This window comes from Telmatocola sphagniphila, from assembly GCF_018398935.1.
Lineage (GTDB): Bacteria > Planctomycetota > Planctomycetia > Gemmatales > Gemmataceae > Telmatocola > Telmatocola sphagniphila.
The window spans coordinates 130,502-144,974 of record NZ_CP074694.1 but is presented as its reverse complement, the minus strand read 5'-3'; the positions used below and the strand labels follow the sequence as shown (position 1 = coordinate 144,974).

17 protein-coding genes are annotated in these 14,473 nt (G+C 54.3%); 8 read left to right on the top strand and 9 right to left on the bottom strand.

Features of this window, described 5'->3' with window-relative positions:
- The first annotated feature begins 59 nt into the window (after positions 1 to 59).
- The 3 genes from KIH39_RS00680 to KIH39_RS00670 all read left to right on the top strand — a co-directional run bounded on the left by KIH39_RS00680 (position 60) and on the right by KIH39_RS00670 (position 3,103).
- Positions 60 to 1,256 (top strand): phosphoglycerate kinase, encoded by a 1,197-nt coding sequence (locus KIH39_RS00680; RefSeq protein ID WP_213497356.1) that lies wholly within the window; start codon positions 60 to 62, stop codon positions 1,254 to 1,256.
- Positions 1,257 to 1,269: 13 nt separating this feature from the next.
- On the top strand, positions 1,270 to 2,118 hold the full coding sequence (accD, locus tag KIH39_RS00675; protein ID WP_213497355.1) for an acetyl-CoA carboxylase, carboxyltransferase subunit beta: 849 nt from the start codon (positions 1,270 to 1,272) through the stop codon (positions 2,116 to 2,118).
- Between the two features lie 88 nt (positions 2,119 to 2,206).
- Positions 2,207 to 3,103, top strand: a complete 897-nt coding sequence (locus KIH39_RS00670; RefSeq protein WP_246539450.1) for a serine/threonine protein kinase — start codon at positions 2,207 to 2,209, stop codon at positions 3,101 to 3,103.
- On the opposite strand, the gene KIH39_RS00665 is transcribed toward KIH39_RS00670, so the two are convergent.
- Positions 3,097 to 3,795 (bottom strand): 16S rRNA (uracil(1498)-N(3))-methyltransferase, encoded by a 699-nt coding sequence (locus tag KIH39_RS00665; protein WP_213497354.1) that lies wholly within the window; start codon positions 3,793 to 3,795, stop codon positions 3,097 to 3,099. The two genes, KIH39_RS00670 and KIH39_RS00665, sit on opposite strands and share 7 nt — an antisense overlap.
- An 87-nt stretch (positions 3,796 to 3,882) precedes the next feature.
- On the opposite strand from KIH39_RS00665, the gene KIH39_RS00660 reads away from it, so the two are divergent.
- The 3 genes from KIH39_RS00660 to KIH39_RS00650 are packed head-to-tail and all read left to right on the top strand — an operon-like array spanning position 3,883 to position 5,426.
- Complete coding sequence (locus KIH39_RS00660; RefSeq protein ID WP_213497353.1) at positions 3,883 to 4,530, top strand: hypothetical protein; 648 nt, start codon at positions 3,883 to 3,885, stop codon at positions 4,528 to 4,530.
- Positions 4,531 to 4,557: 27 nt separating this feature from the next.
- Positions 4,558 to 5,229, top strand: a complete 672-nt coding sequence (locus KIH39_RS00655; RefSeq protein WP_213497352.1) for a DUF6677 family protein — start codon at positions 4,558 to 4,560, stop codon at positions 5,227 to 5,229.
- Positions 5,229 to 5,426 carry a hypothetical protein gene (locus KIH39_RS00650; protein ID WP_213497351.1) on the top strand — a complete coding sequence of 66 codons (198 nt, stop codon included), beginning with the start codon at positions 5,229 to 5,231 and terminating at the stop codon, positions 5,424 to 5,426. Before KIH39_RS00655 ends, KIH39_RS00650 begins: the two co-directional genes overlap by 1 nt.
- A gap of 58 nt (positions 5,427 to 5,484) precedes the next feature.
- Here the strand turns inward: KIH39_RS00650 and KIH39_RS00645 are convergent, their stop codons facing one another.
- Positions 5,485 to 6,360 (bottom strand): TIGR03000 domain-containing protein, encoded by an 876-nt coding sequence (locus KIH39_RS00645; RefSeq protein ID WP_213497350.1) that lies wholly within the window; start codon positions 6,358 to 6,360, stop codon positions 5,485 to 5,487.
- 600 nt (positions 6,361 to 6,960) lie between these two features.
- Between KIH39_RS00645 and KIH39_RS00640 the strand changes: the two genes are divergently transcribed.
- On the top strand, positions 6,961 to 7,134 hold the full coding sequence (locus KIH39_RS00640; RefSeq protein WP_213497349.1) for a hypothetical protein: 174 nt from the start codon (positions 6,961 to 6,963) through the stop codon (positions 7,132 to 7,134).
- An 82-nt stretch (positions 7,135 to 7,216) separates the two neighbouring features.
- Here the strand turns inward: KIH39_RS00640 and hypE are convergent, their stop codons facing one another.
- The 7 genes from hypE to KIH39_RS00605 form a co-directional block, all read right to left on the bottom strand.
- On the bottom strand, positions 7,217 to 8,272 hold the full coding sequence (hypE, locus tag KIH39_RS00635) for a hydrogenase expression/formation protein HypE (protein WP_213497348.1): 1,056 nt from the start codon (positions 8,270 to 8,272) through the stop codon (positions 7,217 to 7,219).
- Positions 8,260 to 9,399 carry a hydrogenase formation protein HypD gene (hypD, locus tag KIH39_RS00630; RefSeq protein ID WP_213497347.1) on the bottom strand — a complete coding sequence of 380 codons (1,140 nt, stop codon included), beginning with the start codon at positions 9,397 to 9,399 and terminating at the stop codon, positions 8,260 to 8,262. Before hypD ends, hypE begins: the two co-directional genes overlap by 13 nt.
- Positions 9,396 to 9,656 carry a HypC/HybG/HupF family hydrogenase formation chaperone gene (locus KIH39_RS00625; protein ID WP_213497346.1) on the bottom strand — a complete coding sequence of 87 codons (261 nt, stop codon included), beginning with the start codon at positions 9,654 to 9,656 and terminating at the stop codon, positions 9,396 to 9,398. Before KIH39_RS00625 ends, hypD begins: the two co-directional genes overlap by 4 nt.
- Before the next feature lie 18 nt (positions 9,657 to 9,674).
- Complete coding sequence (hypB, locus tag KIH39_RS00620) at positions 9,675 to 10,346, bottom strand: hydrogenase nickel incorporation protein HypB (RefSeq protein WP_213497345.1); 672 nt, start codon at positions 10,344 to 10,346, stop codon at positions 9,675 to 9,677.
- A gap of 38 nt (positions 10,347 to 10,384) precedes the next feature.
- The gene (hypA, locus tag KIH39_RS00615) at positions 10,385 to 10,729 is read right to left on the bottom strand and encodes a hydrogenase maturation nickel metallochaperone HypA (protein WP_213497344.1); all 345 of its coding nucleotides are present in this window, start codon (positions 10,727 to 10,729) and stop codon (positions 10,385 to 10,387) included.
- Between the two features lie 93 nt (positions 10,730 to 10,822).
- Entirely contained in the window at positions 10,823 to 13,120 is a 2,298-nt protein-coding gene (hypF, locus tag KIH39_RS00610) for a carbamoyltransferase HypF (RefSeq protein ID WP_213497343.1), read from the bottom strand.
- Positions 13,121 to 13,206: 86 nt separating this feature from the next.
- Positions 13,207 to 14,073, bottom strand: a complete 867-nt coding sequence (locus KIH39_RS00605) for a class I SAM-dependent methyltransferase (RefSeq protein ID WP_213497342.1) — start codon at positions 14,071 to 14,073, stop codon at positions 13,207 to 13,209.
- Between the two features lie 183 nt (positions 14,074 to 14,256).
- On the opposite strand from KIH39_RS00605, the gene iscX reads away from it, so the two are divergent.
- Positions 14,257 to 14,472: a Fe-S cluster assembly protein IscX gene (iscX, locus tag KIH39_RS00600; RefSeq protein WP_213500195.1), complete on the top strand. Its 216-nt coding sequence runs from the start codon at positions 14,257 to 14,259 to the stop codon at positions 14,470 to 14,472.
- The last annotated feature ends 1 nt before the right edge of the window (position 14,473 follow it).

The following is a 14,473-nucleotide window of genomic DNA, read 5'->3' as shown; positions in this document are numbered from 1 at the left end:
AAGATGGCTGAAGGTTGATTGCTGAACGCTGACTGCACATAGCGCAAAAGGAATGGTCAATGCCAAAGAAGACGATCAAGAATCTCGGCGACATCCAGGGCAAGAAGGTTATTATTCGAGTCGATTTCAACGTCCCGATGGACAAAAAAACGGGCGTGATCACTAACGATCGTCGAATTCGGGCGGCCATTCCCACTTTAAAATACCTGTTGGAAGCGGGCGCTTCGGTCATCGCCATGAGCCACATCGGTCGTCCCAGTGGTGACCCGGCCAAAGACGCTATTCTTAAAACCGATGGTGTGGCCAAGCGACTGAGCGAATTACTGGGCGTCCCCGTGAAAAAAGCGGGCGATACCGTCGTTGGCCCGGCGGTCACGGCGGCCGCCGCGGCTTTGCAGCCCGGCCATGTGCTGATGCTGGAAAATCTGCGGTTCGACCCTCGCGAACAGAAGAACGATCCCGAATTTGCCCAGCAGATCGCCCAACTCGGGGACATCTATGTCAACGACGCGTTTGGGACCTGCCACAACGACAAAGACGCTTCGATGGTGGCCGTGCCCAAAGCGATGGCTCCCAAACCTCGAGTTGTTGGTTTCCTGGTCGCCAAGGAATTGGAAGTGATTGACGGGTTGATGGCACACCCCAAGCGGCCGATGCTTGCGGTGATGGGCGGAGCAAAGGTCTCGGACAAGATCGCATTCATCAATGTGCTTCTGACCAAAGTCGATCATTTGCTCATCGGCGGCAAGATGGCCTATACTTTCCTGAAGGCTCGAGGAGTGGATGTCGGCTCGACTCGCGTGGCCGATGAGGAACTGACCGCTGCCGGACCGCTGTTGCAGTATGTCGGAAACAAAATCTCGTTACCCATTGACTACGTGACCGCAAAATCGGATGATTTGAACACCACCCAGGTGGTGGAAGGCAATATCCCCGTGGGATTCGAAGGCGTGGATATCGGGCCGAAGACGTTGGCGAATTACTCTGCGGAGATCGCCAAGTCCGCAACGGTGATCTGGAATGGACCGGTGGGTTGGTTCGAGCAACCCGCCTTCAGCAAGGGCACGCGGGGCGTCGGAGAGGCCATGGCCAATTCCCACGCCGTGACGATTATCGGCGGCGGCGAAACGGCCGAGGCCATTGAACAGTTCGGCCTGGATTCCAAGATCACCCACGTCTCCACCGGGGGAGGCGCTTTCCTTGCGTACGTGGAAGGTAAAAAGTTCGCCTCCCTGGCCCAGATCGACGAAGTTTGATTTTGAGATCGAGATGTCTGCCAACGAAATTTCCGATACCTCCGGTGGTCTAGTTCGCTCCAAGCGCGGTGTTCCAGAAGGACTCTGGATCCATTGCCCTCAGTGCAAGGCTACCGTCTACCGCAAAGAAGTCGAAACCCGCGCCCACGTCTGCCCGGAATGCACCTACCACTTCCGCATGCCGGCCAAGGATCGCATCAAGCATCTGCTCGACGAAGATAGCTTTGAGGAGTGGTACGCCGAGTTGAAACCGGTCGACCCGCTGGGCTTCAAGGACCGAATTCCTTATTCCAAGCGAATCGCCGAAGAACAAGCCAAATCGGGAATGAACGATGCGGCCGTGGTGGGCAAAGGCTTCATTCGCGGTCGACCCGTCGTACTGGGGATTACCGATTTTCAGTTCATGGCCGGGAGTATGGGCTCGGTTGTCGGTGAAAAACTCACTCGCATCGTCGAAGAAGCCACCAAATTGAAGTTGCCGCTGATTATTGTCAGCGGTTCGGGCGGTGGCGCCCGCATGCAGGAAGGGATTCTCTCCCTGATGCAGATGGCCAAGGTCTCGTGTGCCCTCGCCAAGTACGATCAATCGGGCGGCCTGTATATCTCGATTCTCACCAACCCAACCATGGGTGGGGTGGCCGCCAGTTTCGCCCTGCAAGGGGATATTCACCTGGCCGAACCGGGAGCCATGATCGGCTTCGCAGGGGCCCGCACAATCTGGAACACGGTCCGGCTCGAACTGCCTGAAGGGTTCCAAACCAGCGAGTTCCTACTGGAGCATGGCTTCATCGATCGGATCGTTCATCGCCACAACTTACGGACAGAAGTTGCTCAGATCATCGATTACTGCGAAAAGACCTGATCGCCTTAAGACTAGTATTAGTGTGCTATCTATGAGATAATACTCAGAGATTCGCAGCAAATCATAGTGACTATGCGAGGAGTTCCCGGTGGGTTTACTTGCCAGTTTGTTTGGTGGCTCCAAGAGGATCGCAAAGGTCGACGTTGCCAAGCGCTGGGATTTGCGTAACCGCACCGGTCAGGGAAGCATGTCCAAGGTCTGGTCCGCCTACGATAAGAAGCTGGGCCGGATGGTTTGCCTGAAATTACTCGACAAAGAAAAGACCCATAAGTTCGAAGAAAAATTCAAACTGATGGGGATCAAGGATAAGCCAACCGAAGGGGAACTCACCGAAAAATTGAGTGCCGGCTCCGGCCATCCCAACATCGTTCGGACCATCGAGCATGGTGTAACGACCGCGGGTGAACCTTACATCGTCATGGAATGGATCGATGGCCTCGGTTTGAACTTTCTGATCGAAACGAAAAGCCCGCAACTCAATGGCAATCGCGTCAGCTACGTATTGCAACTGAGCGATGCCCTGGCCTTTCTGCATCGCAACCAATTCCTGCACCGCGATCTCTGCCCGCGTAACGTGATGGTGAACAAGGAAAACCAAGTCAAGCTGATCGACTATGGCTTAACGATTCCCTACACCCCGGTTTTCTGCCAGCCGGGCAATCGCACCGGCACGGCTGATTATCTCGCTCCGGAGATCATCAAAAGGCAGCGAACCGATCATCGCGTCGATATTTTCGCTTTGGGTGTCACCGCGTTTGAAGTGTTCACCGGCCAGTTACCCTGGGAGCGATCTCTTTCCTCGGAAGAGACGTTGCGACGGCATTTGAATACTCCGCCACGTTTGGCCAAGGAATTGAAGCCCGATATTCCTCAGGATCTCAACGATATTCTGGCCAAGGCGATCGCCAAGGAACCCAACGAACGATATCGCGATGTGAAATCCTTCCGCGATGCCCTTGCCGGGATGGAACGCCAGGATTATTGATCCATAACCAGCCGGCTAGCGAGTGCGATCGCTGCCGTCTCGGTTCTTAGTATCCTATCTCCCAGCGAAACCGGTACCCAACCTAAACCCCTAGCCCGTTCCACTTCTACTTCAGAGAATCCCCCCTCGGGTCCTATAACCGCCGTCGTGGCTCCCACGGGAACCGCAACATCTTTCAGAAGTTTGCCGCCGGGATGAGGAAGCAATCGCCGACCTTCTCGGGGGAGAGTCAGGAAATCCTGCAGATTCTGACTGGGGTTCACTTTCATCAGCCGGTTGCGACCGCATTGCTTGCTGGCCTCAATCACCTGTCTGTGTAGTTTCTCCAGTTTATCATCCCGAATTTTGGTGACGCTTCGCTCGGTTTCCAAAGGGGTGAGTTCGGTTACCCCCAGTTCGGTGAGTTTCTCAACGAGAAAATCGGACCGATCCGCTTTGGGAAAAGCGACGGCAATATGTAGAGCGAAACGAATCTCCCGGTCGATGTAATGCGGCTCGTCGAGCTGAAGTAGAGCCGATTTCTTATGCAGTTCTTGAACGGTTGCCGCAGCTTCCCGCCCGGAACCGTCGAATAGGGTCACTTTTTCCCCAGGTTCACAGCGCATGACATGCAGCAGATGGTGCGCTTCGGGCCCTTCCAGAGAGAACGAACCGGCCTGCAACGGTGTTTCGACGAAATAACGGCTCGACATGGAATCATCTTGATCTTGCGGGATTCTGGCAATTCGGGGTATTGTACAGCCTTAATCTCAATTGGGACGGCGTGAAAGGAATCCGCCATGAGCAATCCGACGCTTCATCAGACCCGTCAGCAACTGGACGATCTGGACAGCCTGATTCAACGCATGCTCAGCCTGCCTCTTTCCCATCTGGATGAAGAAGAAGCCCAGAAGCTCCAGGAATCGGCTAGGATTCCCGCCGAGGAGTTTGCACCGCTGCCGTTCCCCAATCGACAGATGATTAACGAAGCCAAGATAACCAGTACACCGCGAATCGACACTCCGGACAGCAGTGTGATGGGGTGGAAGGTCGAATTCGGCGATCCGATTCGGGTGCCGGAAACCAATCGTCTGGTCTCCCTTCCGCCGACAGCCGTCGAGATCACCCCGGAGGAACTGGTTCCTTATGCCAGCGTGGTGGTGGAGGAAGTGCCCCGCCCCGCGTTACCGACACCGCAACCCGCTCTCAGCGCGAGCAACGATTTCGTCGTTCCGATTCTCTGGCCGTTCTATCTGATCACGCGGATTTTCGATATGATTCTGGGCCGCGGACCCACGGCCTGGCTGACGCGACCTTTCGGTAAACACCTGGTCGGAGTGGCCGGGATCGCGATGATTATTGGAGCATTAGTTTGGGCTTACCTGGATTGGACCGAGTTTCGTTGGACCGTTCGGAACAGTTCCTCTAACATATCTGAATTCAAATAATCGTACTTTCGGACCGAAAAGCACTGCATGAAAGAGGAAACCTACCGCATCATCGCGGCTCCGCCCCAGAAGCCGGATGTTTTGGCTGGCATATTATCTTATCTGATACCCGGCCTGGGTCAGATGTCTCAGGGCCGGATGACCAAAGGCCTCATTTTTTTCGTATGCCTCCACGGACTTTTCTTCTACGGTCTTTGGCTGGGAGAATGGCAGAACGTCTACATCACCAACAAAGAAGCAGGCAACCGGCCACCCGATCCCAGAGCGCACATGCACCTGGTGTACTGTCTGACGGCTCGTCCCCACTACGTCGGTCAGTTCTTTATCGGCATGTCGGCGTGGCCAGCCATCTACCAGTTCATGCACTACGACGAAACGAAAGAAGCGGGTCCGCGATTCGGGAAATTGGAACGCGAACCCTCCGATGAAAAGCTCAACGACATGCAGCGGAACGATCAGAAGGTCTTCGACCTCGCCTGGGTCTACACCGTGATCGCCGGGGTGTTGAACATTCTGGTGATTTATGATGCGATCGCCGGGGCGGCCTTCACCATCGTACCCGTGACAAAAAAGAAGATCGAGGAAGCGGCAAAATCCGAGGCCGCCGCTCCTCCCTCGCCAATTCCTGCAGGAAATGCCAAGACGGTGATTACCGAGCCGATCAAAACCATTGAAATCAAACGGGAGGGATCGATCTGATGAATCCTCTCTTGGCTACCGGATCGATCTACTGGCATCTGCCGGTCATGCTCTTCGTCGTTAGTCTGGTTTACAGTGCGACGAGATTCGATCCGCTCGATTTGATATTGCGGGAAGCCTTTCGCTGGGGAATCCGCATGGCGAGCTTCCTGGCCATGATCGGTGTCGTCCTCTATTGCGTTTCCACTTTCCTGTAAAAACGAAAATACCCGCCTCAGCCGTTAAGCCGAAAGCGGGTACTGAGAAGAATTTCAATTATCGACCGATTCCACTCGTGACGGCATCTCGCATAACAGGGGCCGTGAAAGAGAGAGTGGTCGAATCGCCCGGTCGAACGATCACTTTACGATTCTCTTCGACTTCCTTGCCCTCTTTTTCGAAAACTACGCGAACGGTGTAGTAATAATCTTCGCCGACTTCCAATTCGGGGGTGGTGAAGACGCGCCGGCTACCAGTGCTGGTCATGGCGTTGCCATCGACGAAGACCTTGGCCGTTTCCGGAACTTCCAGAACCACGGAGGCTTTGGCCAGTCGATTCGGAACCGACAGGTCGTTGCGGAGCTGCGGGGAGTTGGTCAAAGGTTTGGCGGCGGGGGTCGGGATCACCACGTTAGCGGCGGGGTTGCCAACCGGAGCCGAGCCGTAAGCGCCGAAATTGCCGTAGCCGGTGAAGCCGGCGTAGCCGATGCCGTGGTAGCCGGGATCGTAGGAACCGATGCAACCGCAGCAGGAATAGCCGCTGCAGGAGTAGCCGTGGCAGCTGGTAGGGGCACTGTAGCAGCCGCCGTAGCAGGAACCGTGGCACGAACCGTAGCAGGAGCCATAGCACGAACTATAGTTGTGGTAACCGCAACCGCATCCCGCGTATCCGTACGAGCCACCGAAGCAGGAGCCATAGGAGACACCGTAGCAGCCGCCGTATCGGTAAGCCCCGCTGCAACCGCAGTTGGAGACCCAGCCGTATCGTGTGGGAAGGCAGGTTTCGTAGAAGCAGCAGTTGACCGGAGCGCAGTAAGGCAGTTTACAGGTTCGCAGGAAGCAGAGACTGGTATCCCAGCCGATACCGCCGCCTCCGAACTCGGGCACTTCCGGCCCGGTGGCCATGGCCGCCATCAAAACCAAACTATACATGATGTCATCTCACGCTTGAGGGGAAAAATACAATCTGCGTAAAATGGTAAAACCAGGAAGGGGTGTCGTCAAACGTAATCGTTCAAAATAAAGAACTTGGGGGGAATTTAAGGGATGATTCTCCGGTAGGGTTTCGCCAGCCGCATTTCGAGGAAGAATCGCTAATTTCCATGAGGTCGGGTAATCCGGGAAGCTTGCCCGACCGAAAGGTTTGGATAGTGGGATCGTGCCGAGAAAGATTTGATCATCCCGGACGAATAATAAGTGTCTGGCGGATTTGAGTAGACTTCGACGAGAAACTCGGAAAGCCTGGTAAATTTCCGTCCGGACTGGTTATATCGAAGACACACCTTGAGCAGTACAACTTGACATTTTTCGATAAGATCGATTAACTTTTTTTGCTGAGGGCGTAGTTTTGGCGCAAGTGCCCTGCGTAGAATCGTTATGACGAGTAGTAAGATATGAACGTAAGGAACGGTAAGTTCAATTGGAAAGAGCAAAAGAAGTTAATTGTTAATTTTTCAAAAAATAGCTTTTGCTCCGACCTGAAAGTTTTACAATAAATTTGGTTTCTTACCTTCCTAGCTGAGGAGACATGACATGGAAGAACTGCTTCGTTCATTCAGTTGGGTCGCCCTGGCGGTGGGAATTATCGCGGTTATCGCAGTAATCGAAGTTCTGCTTCGAACGATTGCTAATCGCTTTGGAACACCGCAGGAACGATTTCCACATCGCGTTGGGACAGAACTTCCCCGCATGCTGCGAAACAACTGATCCACGGAAAAATCAAAATAAGACGAAAGCGGGTCGATCGACCCGCTTTTTCCTTTCGCACTTTTGAACTCTTGCCGTGCTGCTAGCAAATGCGCGGCAACTGCTCTCCCATGGGCATACTAATCACCCTCCGGCCTCCCAGGCTCGTTTTGGCCACCACAAGACCGGGATATTCGCGAGTTACTCGACCAATGACCGCTGCTTTCTGGCCCAGAGGATGCTGACGCATAAATTGGAGGAGCTCTTCCGATTTTTCCTCGGCTACCACCGCGACCAGTTTGCCCTCGTTTGCGACCTGAAAGGGATCGAGACCCAGCAGTTCGCAAGCCGCCTGAACCTGGGAATCCAGCGGCACTTTCGACTCTTCGATCTCGATTCCAAATTCCATGCGCCCTACGATTTCATTGAGAGTTGCTGCCAGTCCGCCGCGCGTGGGATCGCGCATCATTCGGAGTGAGGCACCACTGGCTAGCATTTGCACCACCAGGCTATAGAGGGGCGCGGTATCCGACTCAATCGTTGTTCCAAAATCGAGACCTTCCCGCACACTCAAAATCGCCACCCCATGATTTCCCAGGGTTCCGGAGACGACGACAAGATCCCCCTCTTTGACTTGATCAGGTCCGAAAACGATTTCCTCCGGCACTACTCCAACGCCGGTGGTCGTGATAAAGCAGCCGTCGCCATGCCCGCGTTCGACGACCTTGGTATCGCCGCAGATAATCTTCACCCCAGCCTCCCGGGCCGAGCGTGCCATGGCTCGGACAATCTGGCCGAGCGTGCTCAGTAACAGTCCCTCTTCCAGAATGAACGCCGCCGTCAGATAGAGCGGTCGGGCTCCGGCCATGGCCAGATCATTCACGGTGCCATGAACCGCCAAATCGCCGATACAGCCGCCGGGGAAAAATAGAGGCCGGACGACGTAGGAATCGGTAGTCACGGCCAGCCGACCACCGATATTGGGTAGGACCGTGGCATCGCCAAGTGAAGTCAAAGCGGCATTATCAAATGCAGGCAAGAAGAGATTTTCGATCAGTTCGGATGTCAGCTTCCCGCCGCCGCCATGCCCCAGAACTATTCGAGGGTAATCCCGCAAGGGCAACGGGCAGGTCCATCCCTCGGAGTTCAGGCCGGGCATGACGCAGTCTCCACCTCAGGCACCGACTTCAGATTCAAATCGATGAGTCGACCGTAATTGAAGTACGCCGCGCAGGCTCCCTCACTGGAAACCATGGTCGCACCCAACGGTGTTCGCGGCGTGCAAGAGTTTCCGAAGGCTGGGCACCGGTTAGGTTTCAGCGTGCCGCGAAGGATTTCGCCACTTCGGCAAACCGTATCCGCGACCACCGGTAGATCGGGCAGCTCGAATTTCCATTCGGCATCGAAGCCGCGATACTCTTCTCGCAGTCGCCAGCCACTTTTCGGGATCCAACCCATACCCCGCCAGATACGATCTGTCAGCTCAAAGACTTCCGCTATCCGATCTTGCGCCGGACGGTTCCCTTCTAAACTGACTACTCGAGGATAGGTATTCTCCACAAAAGCTTGTCCTGCTTCCAGTTGGAGAACGGCTCGGCGGATACCCTCCAGAAGATCGAGCGGTTCGAAACCGGTAATCACGATCGGCACGCGAAATCTCTTAGCCAACTGCGGATATTGATGATAGCCCATGACGCTGCAGACATGCCCGGCGGCCAGGAACCCTTGAACACTATTCTCCGGAGCGTTGAGAATCGCTTCCATCGCCGGTGGAACCAGAACATGCGAGACCAGTAGCGAAAAGTTCTTGAGCCCGAGCCGCTTCGCCTGATAAACCGCCATTGCATTCGCTGGAGCCGTAGTCTCGAAACCGATAGCAAAAAAGACGATTTCCGAATTCGGATTTTCGCGAGCCAGCTTCACGGCATCGAGCGGGGAGTAAACCACCCGAACATCTCCTCCCTGACTTTTCACCTGAAAGAGATCACCGTGAGAGCCGGGCACACGAAGCATGTCGCCGAAGCTGCAGAAGGTCACCTTCGGCAAAGCGGCAATGGCGAGCGCCCTATCGATTTGTTCCACGGGTGTGACACAGACCGGGCATCCCGGACCATGGATCAGTTGAATTTGCCGGGGTAGAAGTTGATCGATGCCGTTGCGAATGATCGAGTGCGTTTGCCCGCCGCAGACCTCCATCAGGGTCCAGGTTCGGGTCACCAGGGAGGCAATTTCCACGAAGAGCTTTTTCGCCAGTTCTCCATCTCGAAACTCGGTGAGATACTTCATGACGAATTATCCCCCGGTCCCAATTCCTCCTCCAGGTTGTTCAGCGAAGCGATGGCCTCCAGCGTTTCCCGGGCCGTCTGTTCGTCGATTTTACTGAGTGCAAAACCGACATGGACAATCGTGTAATCGCCTACCTCCAGGTCGGGAACGAATTCCAGACAGACCTCTTTGAGGATGCCGCCAAAATTGACTTTGCCCATACGCGTGCCATCGACTTCATGGATAGATTCGAGTTGTCCCGGCACCGCTAGGCACATTGCAAATACTCCCCGAAATCATTTCGCTGGATGGGATCGCCTATCCTGAAGCAACTTCAACCATTCGGTAAGACCTTCGCCAGTTTTAGCTGAAGTCGAAAGCACCCGCATGCTTGGACGCACGGCCTGCACATGACGGAGAGCTAAATCGGCATCGAATTCGCACACTTTCGCCAGATCGATTTTGGTAAAGAGGGTGACATCCGCCGAGTGGAATAAGGTCGGATACTTCAGCGGTTTGTCTTCTCCTTCGGTGACCGAAAGTAGAGCTACCCGCATTTCTTCTCCCAGATCGTAACTGGAAGTGCAAACCAGGTTGCCGACATTTTCGATAAACAGAAAATCGATTTCCTCGAGATTCCATTCTTCGAGATGCCGGGTAATCATATCGGCTTCCAGGTGACAGATCCCATGAGTGTTGATCTGGCGAGCCGGGGCACCACTTCGGGCCAGTCGCCGGGCATCGTTGTCGGTTTCCAGATCGCCGACGAGGGCCGCTACGGCGTATCCCCGTTGTTTCAATTCGACCAGTGTTCGTTCCAGCAACAAAGTTTTGCCGGTGCCGGGGCTGGAAACGAGATTAATTACCGTCGTCCCGGCGGCTCGATACCGCGCGCGCAACGTAGCCGCAATCTGATCGTTCTTCTTCAGAAGTCCCTGCCGAACTTCGAGAATGCGGGGTGTGGTCATCGCTGAGTATCTCTTTGCAGCCTACCCATCTAATTCCCTTATTCGAGTTCGATCCAGGCGATCTCCAGTTCCCGACCGGAGAGAACATTCTCGGTCGGCATATTGCACTCCGGGCAGCGAAAATTTTGGATGCTGGGCAACACGGCTTCCGTCTGACACTGTTCGCAAAATACCGTTACGGGAACCTCTTCCACCTCCAGCCGCGAACCGGCCAGGAGCGTATCGGCCGTGGCCACTTCATAAGCGAATTGCAAGGCCTCCACTGAAACATCCGCAAGGAGTCCGACTCGTAGTTTGACCGTTAGTACACGTTGGGCCCGCTCGCGCGATGCCGTTTGCCCGGCCAGCTCCACAAGGTGCGTTGCTAAAGAGAGTTCGTGCATCGAAGCCGTTGGAACAATTTCCGAGAGAGTTATCGCTTTATTATCCCAGGAAATTCCCTCTGGGAGCAATTAATTCAGTGAAGATTCTCTGTTTCAACTCGAAATTTGTCCTCGGGCGATCAAACATTGGCCAAGGGAAATTCCGCCGTCGTTGGCAGGTACCTGTTGATGCGTCAGGATCGTGAACTTTTCGTTGTGCAATCGTTGGCTCACTTCTTTGAGAAGTCGCATATTCTGGAAGACTCCACCGGTTAAACCCAGTGTACCTAATCCCACCTGCTGCCGAAACAGCCTGGCAAAATAACAAATCATCTCCGCTATCGTGGCGTGGAATCGTGCGGAAATCGTAGCAGCTGGCACTTGTCTAACTAGATCCTGCACAATGGCATGTAGTAACGGCGTGGGATCAATCTGACACGGATTCCCCGAGATGATTTCAAACGGGTAAGGCTCCTGAGGCCCCGAGTCCGCTATCGTCTCCAACTCCACGGCGGGTTGGCCCTCATAACTAGCCAGCTGATTGACACCGAGTAAAGAGGAAACTGCATCGAATAAGCGCCCCATGCTACTCGTGGGGGTGCAATTCGCATTTTTTTCGAGCTGCTGACGCAGAATCGCACGTTCGGCAGGTGGGCAGGCCGCGACGGCTGGGATATCCTCAGACCACGGAATTCCCGCTGCCCACAGATGGGCCAACGCCAGCCGGTAGGGCCGTTTAATACTGAGATCACCTCCTGGCAGGGACACATATTTCAAATGCCCTACTCGTTTCGACCGACTTTTATCGAAACAAAAAAATTCCCCGCCCCAGATGGCACGATCCGTCCCGAACCCCGTGCCATCGAAGCAGACGCCGAGCAGGTCGTTTCCAGACCAGGAAACATCAGCAAGCAAAGAAGCTAGATGTGCTTCGTGATGTTGAACTTTTACTAGCGGTAAATCCAGCTTGCGGGCAAAACGTTCGGCCCACTGCGACGAGAGATAACCCGGGTGCAGATCGCAAGCGATAAGATCGGGCTTCACCCGAAATAAATCGAGAAGATGGTGGGCACAACGGTCGAGTGCCATATGGCTCTCGGGGCTTTCCAGATCTCCCAAATGCTGACTCAGGTAGGCAGATTTCTCGATGGCCAGACAGAGTGTGGTCTTCAACTCTCCTCCCACAGCCAGCACAGTGGACCCCGATTTTTGAAGTTTTACAGGTAAGGGCGCATACCCACGGGAACGCCGAAGGGGATATAGCCGATTCTCAAAGATTCGCACGACCGAATCATCGCACGGTGTCGTAATCTCCCGATCGTGCATCAGAATCGCATCGCACAGCACGCTCAGTCTGTCTCGAGCCTCCTCATTCGCAATCACAATCGGTTCGTTGCTGCCATTCCCGGAGGTCATGACCAACGGTCGGTCAGTCAGGAGCAATTGATGCAGGGGCGAATAGGGGAGAAATAGCCCCAACTGGTTCGTTCCGGGTGCAACGGCTGGAGCCAGGGAAGACTCGTTCGGCTTTCGTTGGAGCAAAACAATCGGCTGCATCGGGCTAAGCAAAAGTTCTTCTTCAGCTAGGGAAATTTCAACATATTGCTGAGCCAATTCCAGGTTTTTAATCATCACGGCGAGTGGCTTTGTCCCCCTGCCCTTCTTTTCGCGAAGTCGAGCCACGGTCGATTCATTCGATGCATCGCAAGCCAGGTGAAATCCGCCAATTCCCTTGATGGCCAGTATTTCCCCCCGTTCAAGTCGCGTTATCGCTTCCTTAATCGCAGCCTCTTTTTCCGCGACTCGCCGGCCATTCGTTTCCAGCCAGACCTGGGGGCCGCATTGCGAGCAGGCAATCGGTTCGGCATGGAACCTCCTATCGGCCGGGTCGCCATACTCCCGCAAACATTCGGTACACATCGTAAATTTTGCAAGCGTGGTGGCAAGCCGATCATAAGGCAGTGAACAAATTACGGTATAACGCGGTCCGCATTGGGTGCAGTTCAAAAACGGATAACGATAGCGTCGATCCTGTGGATCGAAGAGTTCGCTAAGGCAGTCATCGCAGGGAGCGATATCGCCCGGGATCGAGGTACGGCCCACTTCCGTTTGGGTGGAAGGAAGGATTTGAAAACCGGCCTCCTCGCGAAAAGGAATTTCCTGCTTCTGAAGCTCTTGAATGTACGCTAAGGGCGGGTGCTGATGGATCAGATCTTTTCGAAATTGAATTAAGTTATCTGAAGTGCCCTGCACTTCGATGGTCACCCCATTGGCAGAATTGCTGACATGGCCAGCCAGTTGCAATCGCGTCGCCAATTGGTAAACGAAGGGACGAAAACCCACCCCTTGAACCAGACCTTGGACGAGGAATCGGTATCGAGAAACCTGGCACAAGTTTTCGGGACGGTCCATGGAGCAGCACACCCCGGGTGGGTACTCGATGAGAGTACGTGGGGAAATTTTACGATTTGCGGAGGATTCCCGACGTCGAGCTCACTTCAACTCGATTTATCGAAGCGCGAATCGTAAGCGTTCAAGCCAAACGGCGGCGTGTAATCGTAAATCGGATTTTTGCCCGAGAAGGGTTTGCACTTCATTAATAACCGGCGATTACCCGTGCGTGGGGGCAGAATCATTTCCGTTTTCTTGCGGATTTCGCTCCGAGCACCGGCCAGGGCATCGCGTACCAGTCCCAAGCGCCAGCGCCAACCGAGCCGGCCCGGAGGCGGAGGCACGGGAGGCTCCAGGTAACTGCAATCCAGTTCCGTGAAATAAGCAGCCTGGATCATCTGTCGCAGAGCCTCGGTTGTCGGCAACAGTTCCACGCGACGATTGGTGAAATCGTAGAGCACTTCCCCGGGACTCATCTCGGTACCCACCGGCCCATCGATGAAGACGATGGTATCGGGATGGCAGCAATGGCGGATCTGCGTCAGAGCGTAGAAGGGATCGAACAGGTGATAGTAGACCCCCAGAAATAGAATCACATCGAACTTTTCTTTGAGATCGGCCAGCTTGTAGACGGATACATCCTGATTAATTCGCACAGAAGATTTCAGCAGCTCTTTTGCAATGTGGATGCCCTGATCATTCGACCAGTTCTGCGTGCGATCATCGGTAGCCAGGACGTTGGTGGCCCCATGCTTCTCGGCATAAAAGCTCCAGTAACCATCCCAGCAGCCGATATCCAGAACGCTTTTGCCTTGGAAGTCGATGGTCTTCAGGCCGGTTTCGATGAAATTCCAGATGGCCCGGTGGGTGGCCTCATCGGGCGTTTTCGTGCGGGCAACCAGGCCGTTGCCGAAATCGAACTCGTGGTACCAGTTCACCGAATCGATTTTCGCCTGAAGTGACGCGTCGCCCATGCGCACAACCCAAAGAGAAATAAGAACTAACAGAACTTCTTTGGTGTTTTATGGCACGCGGGGAAACTGCATACTCAATTGAAAAAAAACCAGCCCAGAAAAGTCGATTCCCCGGACGAAACTAGAGCCTACTTCCACCTCGACCTAGAATAACTTCGAAATAATTCGTTAGGATTTAAGAGACTGAATATGACCTGGCAGGACTACCGGCAGCTCGGCGAGATGCTTTTCGAAAAGTACGACACCCTGAACCCTCTGACGGTCCGCTTTACCGACCTGCACAAATGGGTTCTGGATCTCGAGGATTTTGAAGGCAAACCGGAAGCTTCCAACGAAAAGATTCTGGAAGCCATCCAGATGGCCTGGTACGAAGAATGGAAAGACGAATACGGCGAATAAG

Excerpts from the sequence above, each read along its gene's own strand:
- KIH39_RS00680 (WP_213497356.1), top strand. The coding sequence starts at position 60 with ATGCCAAAGAAGACGATCAAGAATCTCGGCGACATCCAGGGCAAGAAG.
- accD (WP_213497355.1), top strand. The coding sequence starts at position 1,270 with ATGTCTGCCAACGAAATTTCCGATACCTCCGGTGGTCTAGTTCGCTCC.
- KIH39_RS00665 (WP_213497354.1), bottom strand. The coding sequence starts at position 3,795 with ATGTCGAGCCGTTATTTCGTCGAAACACCGTTGCAGGCCGGTTCGTTC.
- KIH39_RS00660 (WP_213497353.1), top strand. The coding sequence starts at position 3,883 with ATGAGCAATCCGACGCTTCATCAGACCCGTCAGCAACTGGACGATCTG.
- KIH39_RS00655 (WP_213497352.1), top strand. The coding sequence starts at position 4,558 with ATGAAAGAGGAAACCTACCGCATCATCGCGGCTCCGCCCCAGAAGCCG.
- KIH39_RS00650 (WP_213497351.1), top strand. The coding sequence starts at position 5,229 with ATGAATCCTCTCTTGGCTACCGGATCGATCTACTGGCATCTGCCGGTC.
- KIH39_RS00645 (WP_213497350.1), bottom strand. The coding sequence starts at position 6,360 with ATGTATAGTTTGGTTTTGATGGCGGCCATGGCCACCGGGCCGGAAGTG.
- KIH39_RS00640 (WP_213497349.1), top strand. The coding sequence starts at position 6,961 with ATGGAAGAACTGCTTCGTTCATTCAGTTGGGTCGCCCTGGCGGTGGGA.
- hypE (WP_213497348.1), bottom strand. The coding sequence starts at position 8,272 with ATGCCCGGCCTGAACTCCGAGGGATGGACCTGCCCGTTGCCCTTGCGG.
- hypD (WP_213497347.1), bottom strand. The coding sequence starts at position 9,399 with ATGAAGTATCTCACCGAGTTTCGAGATGGAGAACTGGCGAAAAAGCTC.
- KIH39_RS00625 (WP_213497346.1), bottom strand. The coding sequence starts at position 9,656 with ATGTGCCTAGCGGTGCCGGGACAACTCGAATCTATCCATGAAGTCGAT.
- hypB (WP_213497345.1), bottom strand. The coding sequence starts at position 10,346 with ATGACCACACCCCGCATTCTCGAAGTTCGGCAGGGACTTCTGAAGAAG.
- hypA (WP_213497344.1), bottom strand. The coding sequence starts at position 10,729 with ATGCACGAACTCTCTTTAGCAACGCACCTTGTGGAGCTGGCCGGGCAA.
- hypF (WP_213497343.1), bottom strand. The coding sequence starts at position 13,120 with ATGGACCGTCCCGAAAACTTGTGCCAGGTTTCTCGATACCGATTCCTC.
- KIH39_RS00605 (WP_213497342.1), bottom strand. The coding sequence starts at position 14,073 with ATGGGCGACGCGTCACTTCAGGCGAAAATCGATTCGGTGAACTGGTAC.